Below are 17,504 nucleotides of genomic sequence, written 5' to 3' on the forward strand. Positions count from 1 at the left end.
CGCTACGGCGGCGGCTTTACTACCGGCCGCGCCCGGCCCACGCCCTTATAGGCTGCCTGACGGCAGCCAGTTGTGTGTTATCCTTTACCGTTCTTCATCTATGGGTACTTCCTTGCTGATGCTGGTCGCCGTGGTGGTGGCTTTGCTGTATCAGAAGATTACCAGGCGCGTGCAGGAGCTAAGTGAGCAGCTGCAGCAGCGTGAAAACGAGCACCAGGCCCTGCACTCCACCGTGGAGCAGCTGCGGCAGGAGCTTCGGCAGCTGCGCTCCAGCACAGCACCCGCCGCAACGGCCGCGCCTTCGGCTTTGGCCGAGCCCGCAAAGGCAGCGGCTCCAGCGGCCGCTCCGGCAGTAGCTCCTCCCACGGCCCAGGAAAGGTATCAGACAGCGGCTCCGGCGCCTACCCCTGCTGCGCCAAGTAGTACGCCCCCGGTTGCGGCTACTCAGCCCACGGCGCCGACCTTGCCCGCTCAAGCTACCCCACCTCCCGCCGCGGCTCCCGTACTGCCCGCTGCCGCGCCAGTTGTTCCGGCTGCGCCTACACCCGCGCCTACACCCGTAGTTGCGGCCTCAGCGCCGGCGGAGCCGGTACTACCCGTTGTTCCAGCATCGGCGGCTACGCCGGCAACATCTGTTCCTTCGGTAGCAACTTCATCGGCATCTTCTGCGGAGGCAGCTCGCGCGGAAAGCCCCACTCCTACCCCGCCCCGCACCCCCAAACCACCAGCCCCGGCTCCGGTAGCTGCTGAGCCGGCCGGACCGAGCTGGTGGGACCGCGCCGAGCAGTTGCTGCTCGATAACTAGACCGGCATTCTGGGGGCCATCGTGCTGGTGACGGGCATTGGCTTTCTGGGCGTGTACACGGCCCTGCGCGTAAGCGCCCCGGCCCGCTTCGGCATGATTACGGCTTTTGCGGCGGTGCTGCTGGCCCTGCACTACTACCTGCGGCCCAAGCCGTTTGCCGCCCGGCTGCATGTATGGTTGCAAAGCAGCGCGGCGGCCGTGTTTTTGTTTGCCTGCGTGGGCGCCGTGAGTGTGCCCGGGCTGCAGTGGGCGGGCCCGCCCCTGAGTTACCTGCTGCTGCTGAGCGGGGTAGCCGCCAACCTGTGGCTGGCCTGGGACGCCAGCCGGGAGTCGGTGGCTACCCTGCACGGCGTGCTGAGCCTGGTGGCCCTGGCCGTGCTGCCCCATACCCTGCTCACCCTGGGAGCGGCGGCGGGCGTTACGGCGTTCCGCATTGGGATTACCTACCGGCAGCGCTGGAAATACCAGCTGCTGCTGAGCATCATCAGCTTCTTCGCTTTCCATTACTACTGGCATGCCTCCCTTACCGCAGCCGGGCCGCTTACCGGCGGGCTGCGGCTTGGGGCGCTGGGCTTCGTGCTGCTGGTGGGGGTAGCAGCGGCCGTGGTGCAGTACCGCAAAGTGTACGCTAACGCCCGTTTTGATGGGCTGCTGTTTTCGGCCCACATGCTGAACTGGACGTGCCTGGGCATCAATCTGTACCTGTATAGCACCGGCTCGCCCTGGAAAACGGTGCCGCTCGGCCTGGGGGCCCTGCTTACTTTTGGCGTGGCCCGCCGGGCGCGGCAGCTGGGCATCCGGTGGCTGTTCCGCACGGATAGCATTATTTCCCTGGCACTGGCCTTGTTCACGGCCTTTTCTTTGCAGGGCTGGCACGCGTCTGGCTCCCTGATTCTGCTGTTTATGCTGCTGGAAACGCTGCTGGTGGCGTTCATTATGGTCCGGGAAAACGAGGCTATGGTGTCGCAGGTGGCCATGGTGGGGGCGGTACTGGCAGCGGTACTGCTGCTGGTGCTCAACATCAGTCAGGTAGCTGCCTACTCGCCCGCCGAGCTGCACCGCAACGCGTTTTTGCTGCTGCTGGCCGGGCTGCTGGGCGCTGGCTACTACCACTTGCTGCAGCGCCAACCCGCACCCGACGGCGAAGCGGGACTTATTGGCCGGGAGCTGTACCAGGGCTTTGGGCTGATGGTAGGCGCCCTGTACCTGGGCACGGCTGTGTTGCTGCTCCGGGCGCTGTTTGGCGTGCCGCACCCACCAGTTGGGGCGTTGCTGGGCGGTGCATTTGGAGTCGCCGGAATATTGTTTGGTGGGGCGTGGTGGCTGCGTAGCTACCCCGGCTGGTTCCGGAGCATGCATTACTTGGGTGGCCAGGTATTTTTGGCGGTTGCCATCGTGGGCCTACATAAGCTGGGGCTGAGTTGGCCGGCCACTGCCGCCCTGCTCTACCTGGAAACCCTGGTGCTGGCCGGCGCGCTGGCCTGGTATGGCGAGGCCGCGTTGTACCGAATACTCGCGGGGGCGGCCCTGCTCGGCGGCGGCTGGTTTCTGCTGGCTTCTGCCCACGCCTTCCGGGTGGTGCCGGAAACGGTGCTGTACCAGCGGCTGCTCCTGCTGGTACTGGCGGGCCTAAGCAACACTGTCCTGCTTTCACTGCCCACCCGGTGGCCCCGCTTTACGCAGGCGGTAGCGGCAGCTTCTGCCCAACGCCTACTCACGGGCCTGCAGCTGTTCACGGTGCTGGTGTATCTGACCGGGGCCGGGCTACTGGGGCAGGCGCTGTTTGGGGTTGCGCACCCGCCGGTAGCTGCTCTTCTTGGAAGTACGGTGGTAGTGGCGGCCGGGGTATTCGGGCTGGCAGAGTGGCTGCGCGGCAGTACCGGCTGGTTCCGGCCCGCCCACCTGCTGCTCGGGCAGCTTCTGCTGATGATAGCCGTACTGGGCCTGCACGAAACGGGACTGTCGGGGCCCGCAACCGGCACCCTGCTGTACCTGGAAGTGCTGCTGATGACCGTTTGGCTGGCCTGGCGGGCCGAGTTGCTGGTGTATCGGGTGCAGCTGTACCTGGCGCTGGCCCTGGCTGCCGTTCTGCCGTTGCTGGCTTATCAAACCGGCCAGATAACGGACTCCCTGCGGGCCCTGCTGCTGACGGGTGCGGCACTGGCTACCCTGGGCACGCAGTTGCTGCTCAGCTGGCGCCAGGCCCCACCCCACGATGCGCTGCCCCTGCCCGACAGCCCCGCCTTCCGGGTGCGCCTGTTCAGCCTGCTGATGGGCCTGCAGCTGCTGGCGGCCGGCGGGCTGGTATATGAGCACACCTGGGCCGGGTGGGTGGCCGCCGCCGTAGGCGCGGGCCTGCTCGTGGTTCGGCGGGTAGGCAAGGTACCGGGCTTGTGGAGCGGGGTAGCCGCCGCGGCTATTGGCTACCAGGTGCTGCAGTGGAGCGAGGTGCTGCCAGCCGGATCGGTTTTCCGGCCGTGGGCGGTACTGGGCTACCTGCTGCCGCTGCTGGCCCTGCCCGCAGCGGGTATGTTCTGCTCGTGGTGGGCAGCCCGGCAGCAGCACGTACGCTGGCCGTGGCTGTACCTGGGGGGCTTGCAGCTGCTGCTGGGAGCGTGGGCAACCCTTGCCCCGCGCACCGAGGCCCTACCCGTTCTGGCCTGGACCGGGCTGGCCGCCGGCCTGGCCCTGGCAGCCCAGGTAGTGCGCCGCCGCTTCGGCCAGGCCGAGGCTCTGCGCCGGGCTGGCTCGCCCGATAGTTTTCTGTTGCATCTGGCTTACGTGCTGCTGGCCGTGGCCTTTCTGGGGCACTTTACGCTGCTGGCCACCCACTCGTCTGATGTTTTGCTGGGCTTGCCCGCCCGGCGCTTCACGGCGGCGGCCCTGCTTCTGATGGTGGCCGGCTGGGCCTGGCAGCGCCCACCTGCCACGGCGCCGGTTTACCGCTCCTGGCGCTACCTGCACCCATTGCTGCCGGAAGTAGCCCTGGTGTTCGGCGGCTTCACGGCGTGGCACGAGGCCCGCACAGCGTGGCACGCCCCGCTCTGGCTGCTGCTGGCTTTTGCCCTCACCCTGGGCGGGCGCTACCTCCCCCTGCGCCTGCGGCGGGTGCGCGTGTACGGGCTGCTGTTCTTTGGGGCAGCGGTGCTGAGCAGTAGCTACGTGGCCCTGGCCTACCTGGCGCCGGGCCAGCTGCTTAGCCTCGCCGGCCTGACCACCATGGCCACTACGCTGGCGCTGTTTGCTTACGCGGCGGTAGCGCTGCAGCATTTCCCCAGCGCGGCGGCCGCCACCTGGCCGCGCCTGCTGGCCCCGATGGCCGCCCTGGGCCGCCTGCCCACCCAGGCGCTGATTCCGCTGCTGCTGTACCCGGCCTTCGGGGTGCTCACGCTGCTGCTGCTGCAAACCTTCGACCGCTCTATTCTCACGGTGCTGCTCATGCTGGAGGTAGTGGCCGCTTTTGTTAGTAGCCTGCTGCTGCGCCGCCAGGATTTACGCTACGCCTCCCTGGCCGGCACCGTGCTGTGCTTTGGCCGGCTGCTGCTCATCGACCTCCGGCAGCACGGCACCATCACCCGCGCCATCGTCTTTATCCTGATGGGGGTGCTGCTGCTGGGCATGAATGCGCTGTATGCTCGTTTCAAAAGCCGGTTTGCGGCCCCCGCGTCCACCGGACCGCCCGACCCCGACGAGCTGGCCGAGCCCCTGGCCGATTCGCTGCGCTAACGTAAAAGCCGGAGCCGGATTACTTCCGGCTCCGGCTTTTGCGTTACAGTGTCTTTACCACCCGAAAGCCGCCTACAGCCCCAGAATGGCGGCGTACACGCCGTTTACTACCTCAGCCATGCGCCGGAAGTCTAGGGTATCGATAGTATCGGAGGGAAGGTGGTAGTGAGGGTTGCGCAGGAAGGCCGTGTCGTTGATCATCACGGCCTCGTAGCCGTAGGTCCAGTAGTTGCGGTGGTCAGAGAGGCCCGCCAGGCCCATTTCGGCCGGCAGGTTGATGCGCTGCACGTCAATATCGGCGTTGGCCTGCATAAGCTCCTGCACCTGCTGGGTAAACGCCTCCTGCCCCGTGCGGCCTACTACCGTAATAAAATTGCCGGTGCTGGGGTAGCGGGCGGCCAGCTGCTCGTTGGGAAAGCGCTGGGAGCCGGGCTCGTCGCGGAAGTAGCCAATCATTTCGTAGCAGAGCATGGCCCGCACCGGCACGCCGGCCTCGTGCAGGGACTTGGCGTGCACGGCGCTGCCCATGTACTCGGTGGCAAAGTAGGGCGGCTCCTCGTTGGGGTAGGCCACCAACTCTACGCAGTATTTGAGGTTGGAGCCCAGCGTGTGCAGCAGGCGAGCCGTTTCCAGCAGGCCGGCCACGGCGCTGGCGTTGTCGTCGGCCCCGGGCGTTTCATCGAACACATCGTAGTGGGCTCCCACTACAATGCGCGGCGCGCTCAGGGAGCCCACCGACAAAATAATGTTGCGGTACTGCCGACCATCGGCCCGGAAGAGCTGCTCCGCCACGGAACCGCCCCCCAGTTTCTCGAACTCCGCCTTAATGTAGTCGGCCGCTTGGTCCAACGACCGGAGGTTGCGGTAGTGGCGGGCAGGCTGCAGAGAAGTCAGGAACTTGACGTGGGCGTAGAGCAGGTTCTGGTCGGCGTGCATGCGGACGGCGGGCGTAAGGGAAGCAGCAGGTGGGGCGTTGCACGGCGGGCATCGCAGGCGCTCAGGCTCAACAGGGCCCACAGCCCCCGGCTACCGCTTCGTGGCAGAAACATACCCCCTAAACGGCAGCGGGCCCTAATGGGTCATCGGATGCCGGCTTTCTTTTTCAGCCGTGCAAATGCCCCGCTGAGCAAACGCGGACGGGCCAGGCCCCGAAGTAGGGCCTGCTCCTGCGGCCATAACCCCGGGCCCGGGGCGGCGGCGGCTTGCACCCGCGGGGTAGCCGGGCTTCCGGACCGTGGCTACCCGAGCCAAGTGCCGTAGGCCCGGGGAACAGCTCTGGGCTGGCCATTATGAGCCCGCATGCCGCGCAGAGCGGGCTTTCGGGGCCAGCCCAGGTGCCGGGCCGGGCTGTTCGCGCGCTTCGGCCGGCCGCGCAACGTTGGGGCAGGGGCACGGGCTAACCCAAAACGTCGGCCGCTATTCTTCCAGCAGCCAGCTTTCGGCTTCCGCCTCGTTATCGAAGTACTTGACCGTGAGGGGCAGGCGCCCCAGCTGCATGACTACTTGCGCGGCAGCCAGCCGGCTAAACACGTTGAACGACTGCACCACCGCCGCCCGCTGGTACCCACAGTCCTGCACGGCTTGCTGGGTCCAGGTGCTAACCAACCAGTGCTGCAGGTCTGCCGAGAGGGGGCGCATGTCCCGGTGGTCGGTGAGGATGCCCGTGACCCCGTACTGCAGCAGCGCCTCACTCGCCGCTTCGTAGAGCCGCTGCACTTCCGCGTCGGAGGCCGGAGTACTGTACCAGTCCAGGCGTACGTACCCGGCAGAATGGTAAACGACTTTGCCAGCCTGATTTTCGAGAATCAACAGGTCGGCGTTATGAAGAAAGTATGCGGCGGCCATAAGGGCGGCAAAGCTAGCTGGCACTTGTTCACTAGGCAAGCAAGCTCGCTTATAAGGTCAACTATTTTTTCTATTGCGCACTTGAAAAATACCAATCGTCCCGCCGGATTAGTCCTGCACGGCACGCCTCCCGCCGGCGCTTTCCGTATCTTTACTACTGCCCGAAACGCCCGCTATTATGCCGCCCATCACCAGCCTTTCTCAGCTCGACCTCACCAAAACCTACACCTACGCTGATTACCTGACGTGGCAGCTCACGGAGTGGGTAGAGCTCATTCGGGGCAAAGTGCGCCCCATGAGCCCAGCGCCACGGGTAGTGCACCAGCGGATTTCCAGCCGCCTGATGGGTATAATTTACGCCCGGTTGGCGCAGCATCGCTGCGAAGTTTTCCACGCTCCCTTCGATGTGCGCCTGACTACAACCTCCGCCAACGGTGATGCCGAGGTTACCACCGTCGTGCAGCCGGATATCTGCGTGGTGTACGACCCAGGCAAGCTGGATGAAAAAGGCTGCGTAGGTGCTCCCGACTGGATTATCGAAATCCTGAGCCCCGGCAACCTTGCCCGCGACACCAAGGAGAAATTCGACCTCTACGAGGAGGATGTGGTAGGCGAATACTGGATTGTGTCGCCCGGCGAGAAGAGCGTGACGGTGTATGTGCTCCGGGACGGCTGCTACCAGGTGCGCGGCGAGTTCTACACGCCCGGCCTCATTCCGGTGCACACGTTGCCCGAGTTTGGCGTTGAGTGGACGGAGGTGTTTAAGGGGGTGTAAGGGGGTATTGGCACTACAACCAACTACCCCACTAGTACATCTACTCTTCTTTAGGAAATAAAACTTTGAATCTGCTACATAAGGCCAGGAAGGGAGCAACTTGCCTGTTATTGGAACTATGTAGTGGACCTACATCAATCCGAATATTTCCGTATTTACTCTTAATATTTAGTATTCCACTCACATCGTCAGTTTCAAAGTGCGTTTGTTTTGGTTCGTTATAAATAGTATCAATGTTTGAAACTGCTACAGACTTATACACTGCTTTGGCCAGATTGAACAAGCTATCAGCCTGTGATGCCGTGACTGCTACCTCTACTGTATCATGTGTTGCTACTTCTCGCTGCAGCTTATCATCGTAATCATATTGGCTTGTTAGTCGGTAAGCATACATTGTTGCGCCCGGCTTTTCAGAGAAACGATGGAATTGCCACAGTCTTCGAATTTTAGGTCTCAATAAGAACTGGGTGTCACCTCTGTTAATTACAGTGCCTCTTACTGAGGCCCCTATAGTATAGAAATAGCTACGCTTAAGCGTAAAATTTTCTTCGGCCTTGGGTTGACATCTTGTAAGCAGGAGGCCTGCAAGAGCGCATAAGAGTGATAAATGATATATGCGCACTCCATTCATGTCAGACTGTCCTTATTAGTATTTATCCCTTCCTCAAACCTATACAAAACATAGCAGAAACGCCGTTTTTCTATACCTTCCGGCGTCCTTTCTACCTCCTCCCTATCCATGCTATTCCGCTCCGTTTCTCGCCTGCCGCTGCTGGTGCTGCTGGCTTTGCTGTGTGCCTGCTCTAAGTCGGGCTCCGATGCCACTTTGGACCCCAACGGCGAGGAAATTGACCCCTACCAGAATCTGGTGTTTCAGTTTGCCGATGCCGTGGCCAACCCGGAGCAGCAGGACCGCTGGGATACGGTGCAGGTAGTGAAGTTTGAGCCGGCCATGCGCGGCAAGTTCAAGTGGACCTCGGATCGGGAGTTGATTTTCTCGCCCACCACGCCCTTTAAACCCAGCACCGCCTTCAAGGCCACCCTGCAAAAAGAGGCCCTGCCGGAGGGCAAACGCAACGTAGAGCTGCCCGAGAACCGCCAGAAATTCCACACGCCCTACCTGCAGCTGCAGGAGCCCCAGGCCTTCTGGGGCCGCTCGGAGCGGGCGGCGGGCACGGCTGAAATGCGGGTGGAGCTACCCTTCAACTACAGCGTAAAGCCCGCCGACGTAAAGCCCCTGCTCCGCGTGACCCAGGACGGGCAGCCCGTGGCCTTTGAGGTGAGCGGAGAGCCAGGCCAGGTAGTGCGCGTGAGCCTCAACCAACAGGTGCGCCCCGGCAGCCCCCTCACGGTAGCGCTGGGCCAGGGTCTGCGCGCCCAGGGTAGCGACCAGGCCTCTACCGCCGACTACGAAAAGCAGGTGCAGGTGCCCGACCCGGAGGCCCTGGAGGTGCGCTCTATCACCGGTACCCTGCAGTCAGCCGACCCCGTCATCACCATCCTGACCAGCCAACCAGTAACCACGGGTGACTTACAAAATGCCCTATCGGTGTCGCCGCAGGTGGCCTACGAGGTGGAGGAGCTGGAAAGCGGCTTCCGACTCAAGGGCGGTTTCGAGGTGGGTAAGAGCTACCAGGTGAGCTTGCGCCAGGGGCTGCGGGGTGGCCTAGGCGGTCATTTAAGCGAGGACTTTACCCAAACGGTAAGCTTCTCCGATGAGCGGCCGACCATCAGCTTCGCCAGTGCTGAAAAGGCCATGTACCTCGATGCCCTGGGTGGGCGCAACCTGGGCGTGCGCATCAACGAGGTAGGCCAGGTGAAGGTGACCATTGCCAAGGTCTACGCCAACAACATCCAGCAGCTCTTGCGCGGCGGCACCCAGTACGGCTACCCCGGCTACGACGGAGAATATTCTGGTGATGAAGACCAGGATGAGGAGGGCGAATACGTGGACCGCTCCTACCAATACTACGACGTAGAAAACCTGGGCAACGTACTCACGGAGCGCACTTACACCGTGTCGGGGCTGCCGAAGGCGCAGGGGCTGCGGCTGCTGAACCTGAATCTGAAGGACCTGGAGTTTTCCGGTGGCTTGAAGGGCCTCTACATCATTAAAGTGCAGGACACCGAGCGGCAGTGGCTACAGGTAAGCAAGCTGGTGGCCGTGTCGGATATTGGGCTGATTGTGAAGCAGGGCAAGGCCGGTAGCACGCTGGTATTTGCCAATTCTATCCGCAACGCCAAGGCCCTAAGCGGCGTGGAAATGCGCTTTATCAGTACCAACAACCAGGTAATGGGCACCGGCCTTACCAACGGCGAGGGTGTAGCAAAATTCGATAGCACCGCCCAAAACGGCCGGTTCCGGCTGGGCATGGTGATGGCCCAACAGGGCAACGATTTCACCTTCCTCGACCTGAGCCGCAGCCGCGTAGAAACCTCCCGCTTTGAGGTGGGTGGCCTACAGAGCAACGCCGCCCGCTACCAGGCCTTTCTCTACGGCGACCGGGACCTGTACCGCCCCGGAGACACCATCCAGACCAATACCGTCATCCGGACCGAGGATTGGCAGGCGCCGCCCAAAGGTTTGCCAGTGAAAATCAGGCTGCTGCTGCCCACCGGCAAGGAGTACGCCGGTCTGCAGAAAACCCTGAATGCAGCCGGCTCCTTCGAAGCGCGTTTCCTGCTACCCCCCGCCGTGATGACGGGCCTCTACACGATGGAAGTACTGACCGGTAACGACGTGCTGCTAGCCTCGCGTCAGATTTCGGTGGAGGAATTTATTCCGGACCGCATGAAGGTAACGGTGAAAGCCTCCAGGGCTGTAGTGAAGCCCGGTCAGGCCGTTGCAGCCCAGATTACGGCCCAGAACCTGTTCGGCCCGCCGGCCGCCGACCGCAAGTTTGAAGTAGAGTTTTCCTTGAAAGAAAAAGCCTTCAATCCCAAAGGCTTTGAGCAGTACACCTTCGCCATTAATAGCGGCGAGCGGCGGCGCGGCGGCTACGGCTACCAGGAATCGACGCCCATTTCCGACCGCTTCGAGAAAACCACCCGCGAAGGCACTACGGATGCCGCCGGCCGCGGCACGGCCACGTACGAGGTGCCCGATTACACCGACCTCGGTACTCTGGAAGGCGCGGCCTTCACAACGGTGTTCGATGAAACCGGCCGCCCCGTGAACCGGCTGGCTACCTTTGAAGTGCAAACTCAACCCGTGTTGTTCGGCATTAGCAGCCCCAATGAGTTGGTGAGCACCGGCAAGCCCCTGGCCGTGCAGCTGGTGGCCCTTACCCCAGCTGGCAAGCCCACCCAGGCTCAGGCCCAGGTGCGCATTGTGCGCCTGCTCTGGGAAACGGTGATTGAGCGTCAGGGCGGCCGCTACGTGTACAACTCGCAGAAGCGGGAACAGGTAGTGCTAAACCGCACCATTCCGGTGTACGGCGGCAGCAATGCCGAGGCCCACCTGGGCTTCTCGCCCACCTACTCCGGCGAATACGAAATCCGCGTGTCCCGGCCTGGGGCCGTCACCTACGTGGCCCGGCAGGTGTACGCCTACGGCTACGGCGACACCCAGAGCAACTCCTTCGAGGTAAACAACGAAGGTGAGGTGACCATTGAAGCCGACAAGCCCAAGTACGAGCCCGGCGAAACGGCTAACCTCCTGCTGAAAACGCCCTTCCCCGGTCGCGTGCTCGTGACGGTGGAGCGGGACCGGGTGCTGGACCACTTCTACGTGAACACCGACGAGAAGTCGGCCCGCGTGAGCATTCCCATTCGCACCGGCCACGTGCCCAACGTGTACGTGACAGCCACCGCCATCCGCGAAATCAAGGACAACCGTCTGCCCCTCACGGTGGCCCGCGGCTTCGTGCCGCTCACGGTAGAAAAGCCCGGCGCCAAGCTGCAAGTGGCCATCAAAGCCTCTGCCCAAAGCCGCTCCCAAACTGCCCAGACCATTGAAGTTACCACCGCCCCCGGCGCCCAGGTGACGCTGGCTATGGTGGACGAGGGCATCCTGCAGATGAAGGACTACCGCACGCCCGACCCCTACGGCTACTTTTACCAGAAGCGCGCCCTGGAAGTACAGGCCTACGACGTCTACCCCTTTCTGCTGCCCGAACTAGGGACCAGCAGCACCGGCGGCGACGGTTACGACCTCTCGCGTCGCACCACGCCCGTGCCCAACCGCCGCGTGAAGCTGCTCGCCAAATGGAGCGGCGTGCTCACCGCCGATGCCAGCGGCAAGGTGCGCTACAAGCTGCAAGTGCCCCAGTTCAGCGGCGCCGTGCGCATCATGGCCGTGGCCTACAAGAACGACGCCTTCGGTTCCGCTGAGCACACCATGCGTGTCGCTGACCCAGTAGTCATCAGCACCGCTCTCCCCCGCTTCCTCAGCCCCGGCGACACAATTGACGTGCCCGTAACGCTGACAAACACGACGAAGTATCGAATAATAGGTGGCGTAAGAATATCCACGTCCATACATTCTTCTGAAGATCCTCTGATTCGGGTTCAGACTAAAGACGACCTAGACCCTAACAAGAGTGATAGAGGTATATATGAGGAAGAATTGCATGGCCTTCGAATTGACTTAGCGCCTGATAGAGAGCAACGTGTTGTTTTTCGAGTAGCAGCAACACACATTGGAAATTCTCGAATAAGCATGAATGCTCGGGTTAGACAAATAGGAGCTCCGCAGCCTAAGAAGTCGAAGGTATCTTCTGATCCTTACCAATTTTTCACCGAAACCATCGAGATACCCGTCCGTCCTGCTTCACCACTGCAGAAGCGCACGGGAGCGGGCGTGGTGACGGGCGGCGCAGCCCAGCAGCTGAACCTGAAAACCGACTTCCTGCCTTCGTCGCTGCGGAGCCAGCTGGTGGTGAGCCGCTCCCCCATGACGGAGTTTGCCAAGGACCTGCGCTACCTGCTGCAATACCCCTACGGCTGCCTGGAGCAAACCGTGTCGGCCGCTTTCCCGCAGCTATACTACGGCGACTTAGCCGCCACGCTAGGCCAGAAAACCGGCAAAACCGGTAAGGCGGGCCTGTTCAACCCCAACTACCACGTGCAGGAAGCCGTCCGGAAGGTGGAAGCCCAGCAGATGTACAACGGCTCCCTCAGCTACTGGCCCGGCGGCGACTACGATAACTGGTGGGCCACCACCTACGCCGCTCACTTCCTGCTGGAAGCCCAGCAAGCCGGCTTCGACGTGAACAAGAACGTGCTCGATAGGGTACTGCGCTACCTGCAGGCCCGGGTGCGCAAGCGCGAAACCGACACCTACAACATCATCCAGACCGGCGGCGTGATCCGCCCCCTCACGCTGGCCAAGAAGGAGGTAGCCTACTCCCTCTACGTGCTGGCCCTGGCCGGCCGCCCCGATGCCGTAGGCCTCAACTACTACAAAGCAAACCGCCCCCAGCTGGCCGAAGATTCGCGCTACCTACTGGCGGCGGCCTTCGCCCTGAGCGGTAACCAGCGCGGCTACCAGAGCACGGTACCCACCCGTTTCGGGGCCGCGCCCAGCATCGCCGGCCGCCAGCTCGATGGGGCCTTCTCCTCTCCCATCCGCGACGAAGCCCTGGTGCTCAACGCCCTGCTCGCCGCCGACCCCGCCAATCCGCAGATAAACACCCTAGCCCGTCAGCTCAGCCGCCAGGTAAAGCAAGCCGGCTGGCTCAACACGCAGGAACGGTCATTTGCACTGCTGGCCCTCGGCAAGCTGGCGAAGAAAAACGCCGGTAGCACCGTGGTAGCTAGCCTGCTGGCCGACGGTAAGGCCATCGGAAACTTCTCAGGCAAAGACCTCACGGTAAGCAACGTGGCCAACCGCCAGCTGCAGCTGCGCACCAGCGGCAAGGGCAGCCTCTACTACTTCTGGGAAACCGAAGGCATTTCGCCCACCGGCCAGGTGCGCGAGGAAGACGCCTACCTGCAAGTGCGCCGCCAGTTCCTGGACCGCAACGGCAACTCGGTGGGCTCTACCTCTTTTAGGCAAAATGACCTGGTAGTGGTTAAAATCACTATTCAATCAGCGGAAACGGCGGGTGAGGTAAAGAACGTGGCTATTACGGACCTACTGCCCGCCGGCCTGGAAATTGAGAACCCGCGCATCGGGGCCGTGCGTGACCTGACCTGGGCCACCGACGCCGCCCAGCCTGACTACCTCGACGTGCGCGACGACCGGATTAACCTGTTCACTACCGTTACCACCGCGCCCAAGTCGTTCTACTACCTCTGCCGCGCCGTGAGCAAAGGCACCTTCAAGCTCGGTCCCGTCAGCGCCGACGCCATGTACAACGCCGAGTACCACAGCTACGCTGGTAGCGGCATAGTGCGGGTGCGGTAGTTTTCGATGCATAACAAAAGTTAGTGTCATGCTGAGCTAGTCGAAGCATCTCTACCGCTCCGTCCTCACAATTGGGGTAGCCAGAGGTAGAGATGCTTCGACCAGCTCAGCATGACGTTCTTTTTCACACTACATCCTCACTTTTTATCATAATCAACTTCCGCCTTATTCTGATTTCCATCCTGGTTATGTTCATCGGCATGATTCTGTGGATGGGCTACTACTTCTATTTCCGCACCGATGGCCAGGGCCGCGTAACGCGGGAAGCAGACAGCCCCGAAGCGGCGGCCCGGGGCCAACAAACCCTGCGCCGGGCTGACGCTCTCATCAATCAACGGCAATATGAGCCGGCCAAAGCCCTACTCGATTCCCTGCGCGACGCTGACCTGAACCCCGCATTCTTCGTCAGCACCGAGGATCTGCAGCAGCGCTTCGATACGCTGCGGGTGCGCAGTTACCGCGAGAAGCAGGTTCAGTAAGCGAGGGGGGGGGTAGCATCCCAGGCAACTTCGCTCAGCAAGCTCAACTGCAGCCTTTTACTTGTGCATTCGTAGAATTTCTACCGCAGCCGGCGCTTCCTAAGTGGCCGGCTGCGCTGCTGTTGATGAACTCTATTTCTGGCGCCGCTCCATGAAACCTACCCTGTGCTTCTCTCTGTTTCTGCGCCTGGCTACCGCCCTGCTCCTGGTGTGCGTAGTCCTTCTTTTTCCTACCCCTGCGCAGGCCGACATCGTCACGCTCACGGCCACCGACAATGGCAAGCAGGTGCAGTTGAACGTGGGCGACCAGCTGGTTATCCGGCTACCGACCGTTTCACCGCGCTTTGGCTGGCGCCTGACCCAAACGTATCCGGGGCAACTGACCGTGACGCAGGTCCACAGCCTGCCGGGGTTGAGCAGCGGCGTACCGGGGGCGCCGGCTACCTTCGAAATTCACTTTCAGGCAACCGGCACCGGGGGCCTCGACCTGGCGCTGGTGTCGGCGCAACCGGGTACGGGCTTTTCCCCGCTGGGCGATTTTTTCCGGGTTTTTGTGACGATTGATAAGCCGGGCGTAGCCAAAAACGTGAACATCACGGAGTACGGCAACCGCAGCCGCGTGAAAGTAAACAAAGGCGACCAGCTCGCTATTCGGCTTGATAACACGGGCGGCTCGAAGTACCAGTGGGAAGTGATGCCCATTGCCAACGGCGTCATCCAACTGATTCCGCCCGCGGCCACCCCGCCCACCAAGAAGCCGAGAAAGAAAGCTAAAGCGGGCGGCGAGGAAGATGTGACCTTTCAGTTTCAGGCCCTAAACCCCGGCAAAACCACGCTGCGTTTCCTCTACCGCAACACGGCCAACAACGAAGCCCCACCCAAGCGCGACTTTGAGCTGGAGGTAGAAGTACCCGAGCCGCCCAGATAAAAGCACCACTACCGCTGCCAGCTTTCTATCTTGCTACCCCTAATCCATGGCTGAATGCCGTGGGTTAGGGGTAGCATGAAACGCGCTTTTAAGGTTCTTCTGGGGGTAGTGGCGTTCCTGGCGTTGGCCGGGGGCCTCGACCTGCTTTTCCCGCTGCCGCCTACCCCCCGGTACTCGCCCATTGTGCTGGCCGCCGATGGCTCGGTGCTGCATGCCTACCTCAACCCCACCCAGAAGTGGCGGATGAAAACCGAGCTGCGCGAGATTACGCCGGTGCTGCGCAAAGCCATTCTGGAAAAGGAAGACCGGTGGTTTCGGTGGCACTTTGGGGTGAACCCGGTGGCACTGGTGCAGGCCGCCGCCCGCAACCTGTTTGGCACGGGCCGCACCACGGGGGCCAGCACCATTACCATGCAGGTGGCGCGGCTGCTGGAACCCAAGGAGCGCACCTTCGGCAACAAGCTACTGGAAATGCTGCGCGCTACCCAACTGGAGCTGCATTACAGCAAGGACGAGATTTTGCAGCTTTATCTGAACCTGGTGCCTTACGGCGGCAACATGGAGGGCGTGAAATCGGCCGCCCTGCTCTACTTCCAGCAAACGCCCGACTACCTCTCCCTGGCCCAGACCGTCACGCTGGCTATCATCCCGAACCGGCCCAGGGGCCTGGTGCTGGGCAAGAACAACGCGGCCGTGCTACAGGAGCGCAACCGGTGGCTGAAGCGGTTCGGCGAGGCCGGGTTATTTCCGAAAGAAGAGGTAGCCGACGCCCTGCTGGAGCCCTTGGACGTGCAGCGCCACCCGGCCCCCACCCTGGCTCCCCACCTTTCGCGGCGGCTGGTGCGGCAGTTCCCGGGCCAGGCCATCATCCGGAGCAGCTTGCAGCGCAGCAAGCAGGCCCGGGCCGAGGACCTGACGCTGGGCTACGTGCGCCGCCTCCGGGAATTGGGCATCAGCCAGGCCGCCGTGCTGGTGGTGAATAACCGTACCCGGCAGGTGGAGGCCTACGTGGGCTCGGCCGATTTTCGCGACTTTGGCAGCCAGGGCCAGAACGATGGGGTAGTGGCCGTCCGCTCGCCAGGTAGCACGCTCAAGCCGTTTCTGTACGCCCTGGCTATGGACCGGGGCCTGGTTACGCCCAAGCTGCTGCTGCCCGATGTGCCCACCAACTTCCAGGGCTACCGGCCCGAAAACTTCGATAAGCGCTGCAACGGCGAGGTAACGCTGGAACGCGCCTTGGCCTATTCGCTCAATATTCCGGCCGTGCGCGTGCTCAACCAACTGGGCGTGCCCGCCTTCACCGACAAACTCCGCCAGGCGGGCTTCCGAAACATTACCCGTAACCGGGCCCGCCTGGGCCTGAGCAGCATTCTGGGCGGCTGCGGGGCGAGCCTGGAAGAGCTGACCAACCTGTACGTGACCCTGGCCGAGGGCGGGCAGTATAGTCCGCTGCAGTTTACCTCACCCCCCGGCCCCCTCCCCTTCAAAGAGGAAGAGCTAGGCGCGAGTAGCAGAACCAAATCGTCGGGCTCCCCCTCTCTGAAGGAGAGGGGGCCGGGGGGTGAGGCCCAACTTATTTCCCCCGCCGCCGCCTTCCTCACCACCGACATCCTGGCCCAGCTTACCCGCCCAGATTTGCCCCTGGGCGCGGCCAGCAGCATGCGGCTGCCCAAAGTGGCCTGGAAGACCGGCACCAGCTACGGCCGCCGCGACGCCTGGAGCATTGGCTACAACCGGCAGTACACCATTGGGGTGTGGGTGGGCAACTTCAGCGGCCAGGGCAGCCCCGCCCTCACGGGCGCCGATGTGGCTACCCCCCTGCTGTTCGACCTGTTCAACGCCTTGGCCTACAACTCGCCCAACAACTGGTTTACGCCTCCGGCCGCGCTGGATTTCCGGCTGGTGTGCGCCGAATCGGGCCGGGTGCCGGGCGAGAACTGTCCGGATCAGGTTATCGACTATTTCCTGCCAGGCGTCAGCAACGGGCAGCGGTGCCAGCACCAGCGCGAGGTGCTGGTAGCAGCCGATGGCAGCAGCGCCTATTGCCGGGCCTGCGCGCCGGCGGCGGGGTACCGGCGGGAGCTGTTCCCGAACCTGCTGCCCGAGGTAGCGGCCTTTAAGGAGGCCCAGGGTATCCCGTACCGCCGCCTGCCCCCGCACAACCCCCAATGCCAGCGGGTAAGCGGGGGCGCGGAGCGGGCCCCCACCATCACTTCCCCTACCCCCAACACCGAATACGTGCTCAACCGCCACGAGCAGCAACAGCTGCTGCTCAGTTGCACCACGGGCAACGAGGTGCGCCAGGTGCACTGGTACGTCAACGACCGGTTTCTGCGCACGGCGGCGGCCACGGAGCGGGTCTTTTTCCGGCCGGCGCCCGGTCCGCTGAAAGTTTCCTGCGCCGACGACCACGGCCGCAACACCGATGTGCTGGTGACAGTAACCGAGCTGGAATAGGCCCGCCGGCCGGGCTTGTTCCAGCTCGGCGTTAGGGCCTGTTCTGCTACCTATTGCTGCCCAAACCGCCCGCGGCGTAGCTGGGCGCTACGTGCCCTGTGCTACCTGTTGAGGTACATTTTATTTCTGCGGACCGCATA

10 protein-coding genes are annotated in these 17,504 nt (G+C 62.7%); 7 read left to right on the forward strand and 3 right to left on the reverse strand.

Annotation, left to right across the window (positions count from 1 at the left end; genetic code table 11):
• The first annotated feature begins 100 nt into the window (after positions 1-100).
• Both GGU46_RS15815 and GGU46_RS15820 read left to right on the forward strand, forming a co-directional pair.
• A complete protein-coding gene (locus GGU46_RS15815; protein WP_183404539.1) occupies positions 101-805 on the forward strand; it encodes a hypothetical protein in 705 nt (234 codons plus the stop codon).
• Between the two features lie 21 nt (positions 806-826).
• Complete coding sequence (locus GGU46_RS15820; RefSeq protein ID WP_183404540.1) at positions 827-4,531, forward strand: DUF2339 domain-containing protein; 3,705 nt, start codon at positions 827-829, stop codon at positions 4,529-4,531.
• Between the two features lie 72 nt (positions 4,532-4,603).
• Here GGU46_RS15820 and GGU46_RS15825 read toward each other — a convergent pair whose 3' ends face one another.
• Both GGU46_RS15825 and GGU46_RS15830 read right to left on the reverse strand, forming a co-directional pair.
• Positions 4,604-5,467, reverse strand: coding sequence for a M28 family peptidase (locus tag GGU46_RS15825; RefSeq protein ID WP_183404541.1), 864 nt, complete (start codon positions 5,465-5,467; stop codon positions 4,604-4,606).
• A 480-nt stretch (positions 5,468-5,947) separates the two neighbouring features.
• Positions 5,948-6,376, reverse strand: coding sequence for an STAS/SEC14 domain-containing protein (locus GGU46_RS15830; protein WP_183404542.1), 429 nt, complete (start codon positions 6,374-6,376; stop codon positions 5,948-5,950).
• 178 nt (positions 6,377-6,554) lie between these two features.
• Between GGU46_RS15830 and GGU46_RS15835 the strand changes: the two genes are divergently transcribed.
• A complete protein-coding gene (locus GGU46_RS15835; protein ID WP_183404543.1) occupies positions 6,555-7,151 on the forward strand; it encodes a Uma2 family endonuclease in 597 nt (198 codons plus the stop codon).
• Positions 7,152-7,191: 40 nt separating this feature from the next.
• On the opposite strand, the gene GGU46_RS15840 is transcribed toward GGU46_RS15835, so the two are convergent.
• On the reverse strand, positions 7,192-7,608 hold the full coding sequence (locus tag GGU46_RS15840) for a hypothetical protein (protein ID WP_183404544.1): 417 nt from the start codon (positions 7,606-7,608) through the stop codon (positions 7,192-7,194).
• Between the two features lie 282 nt (positions 7,609-7,890).
• Here GGU46_RS15840 and GGU46_RS15845 point away from each other — a divergent pair, with 282 nt between their 5' ends.
• The 4 genes from GGU46_RS15845 (at position 7,891) to pbpC (ending at position 17,364) form a co-directional block, all read left to right on the forward strand.
• On the forward strand, positions 7,891-13,500 hold the full coding sequence (locus tag GGU46_RS15845; RefSeq protein ID WP_183404545.1) for an alpha-2-macroglobulin family protein: 5,610 nt from the start codon (positions 7,891-7,893) through the stop codon (positions 13,498-13,500).
• Between the two features lie 188 nt (positions 13,501-13,688).
• Positions 13,689-13,979: a hypothetical protein gene (locus GGU46_RS15850; protein ID WP_183404546.1), complete on the forward strand. Its 291-nt coding sequence runs from the start codon at positions 13,689-13,691 to the stop codon at positions 13,977-13,979.
• Between the two features lie 151 nt (positions 13,980-14,130).
• Positions 14,131-14,907 (forward strand): protease inhibitor I42 family protein, encoded by a 777-nt coding sequence (locus GGU46_RS15855; protein WP_183404547.1) that lies wholly within the window; start codon positions 14,131-14,133, stop codon positions 14,905-14,907.
• 75 nt (positions 14,908-14,982) lie between these two features.
• The gene (pbpC, locus tag GGU46_RS15860) at positions 14,983-17,364 is read left to right on the forward strand and encodes a penicillin-binding protein 1C (protein WP_246399059.1); all 2,382 of its coding nucleotides are present in this window, start codon (positions 14,983-14,985) and stop codon (positions 17,362-17,364) included.
• Positions 17,365-17,504: the final 140 nt, after the last annotated feature.

This window comes from Hymenobacter latericoloratus (assembly GCF_014199535.1).
Classification (GTDB): Bacteria; Bacteroidota; Bacteroidia; order Cytophagales; family Hymenobacteraceae; genus Hymenobacter; species Hymenobacter latericoloratus.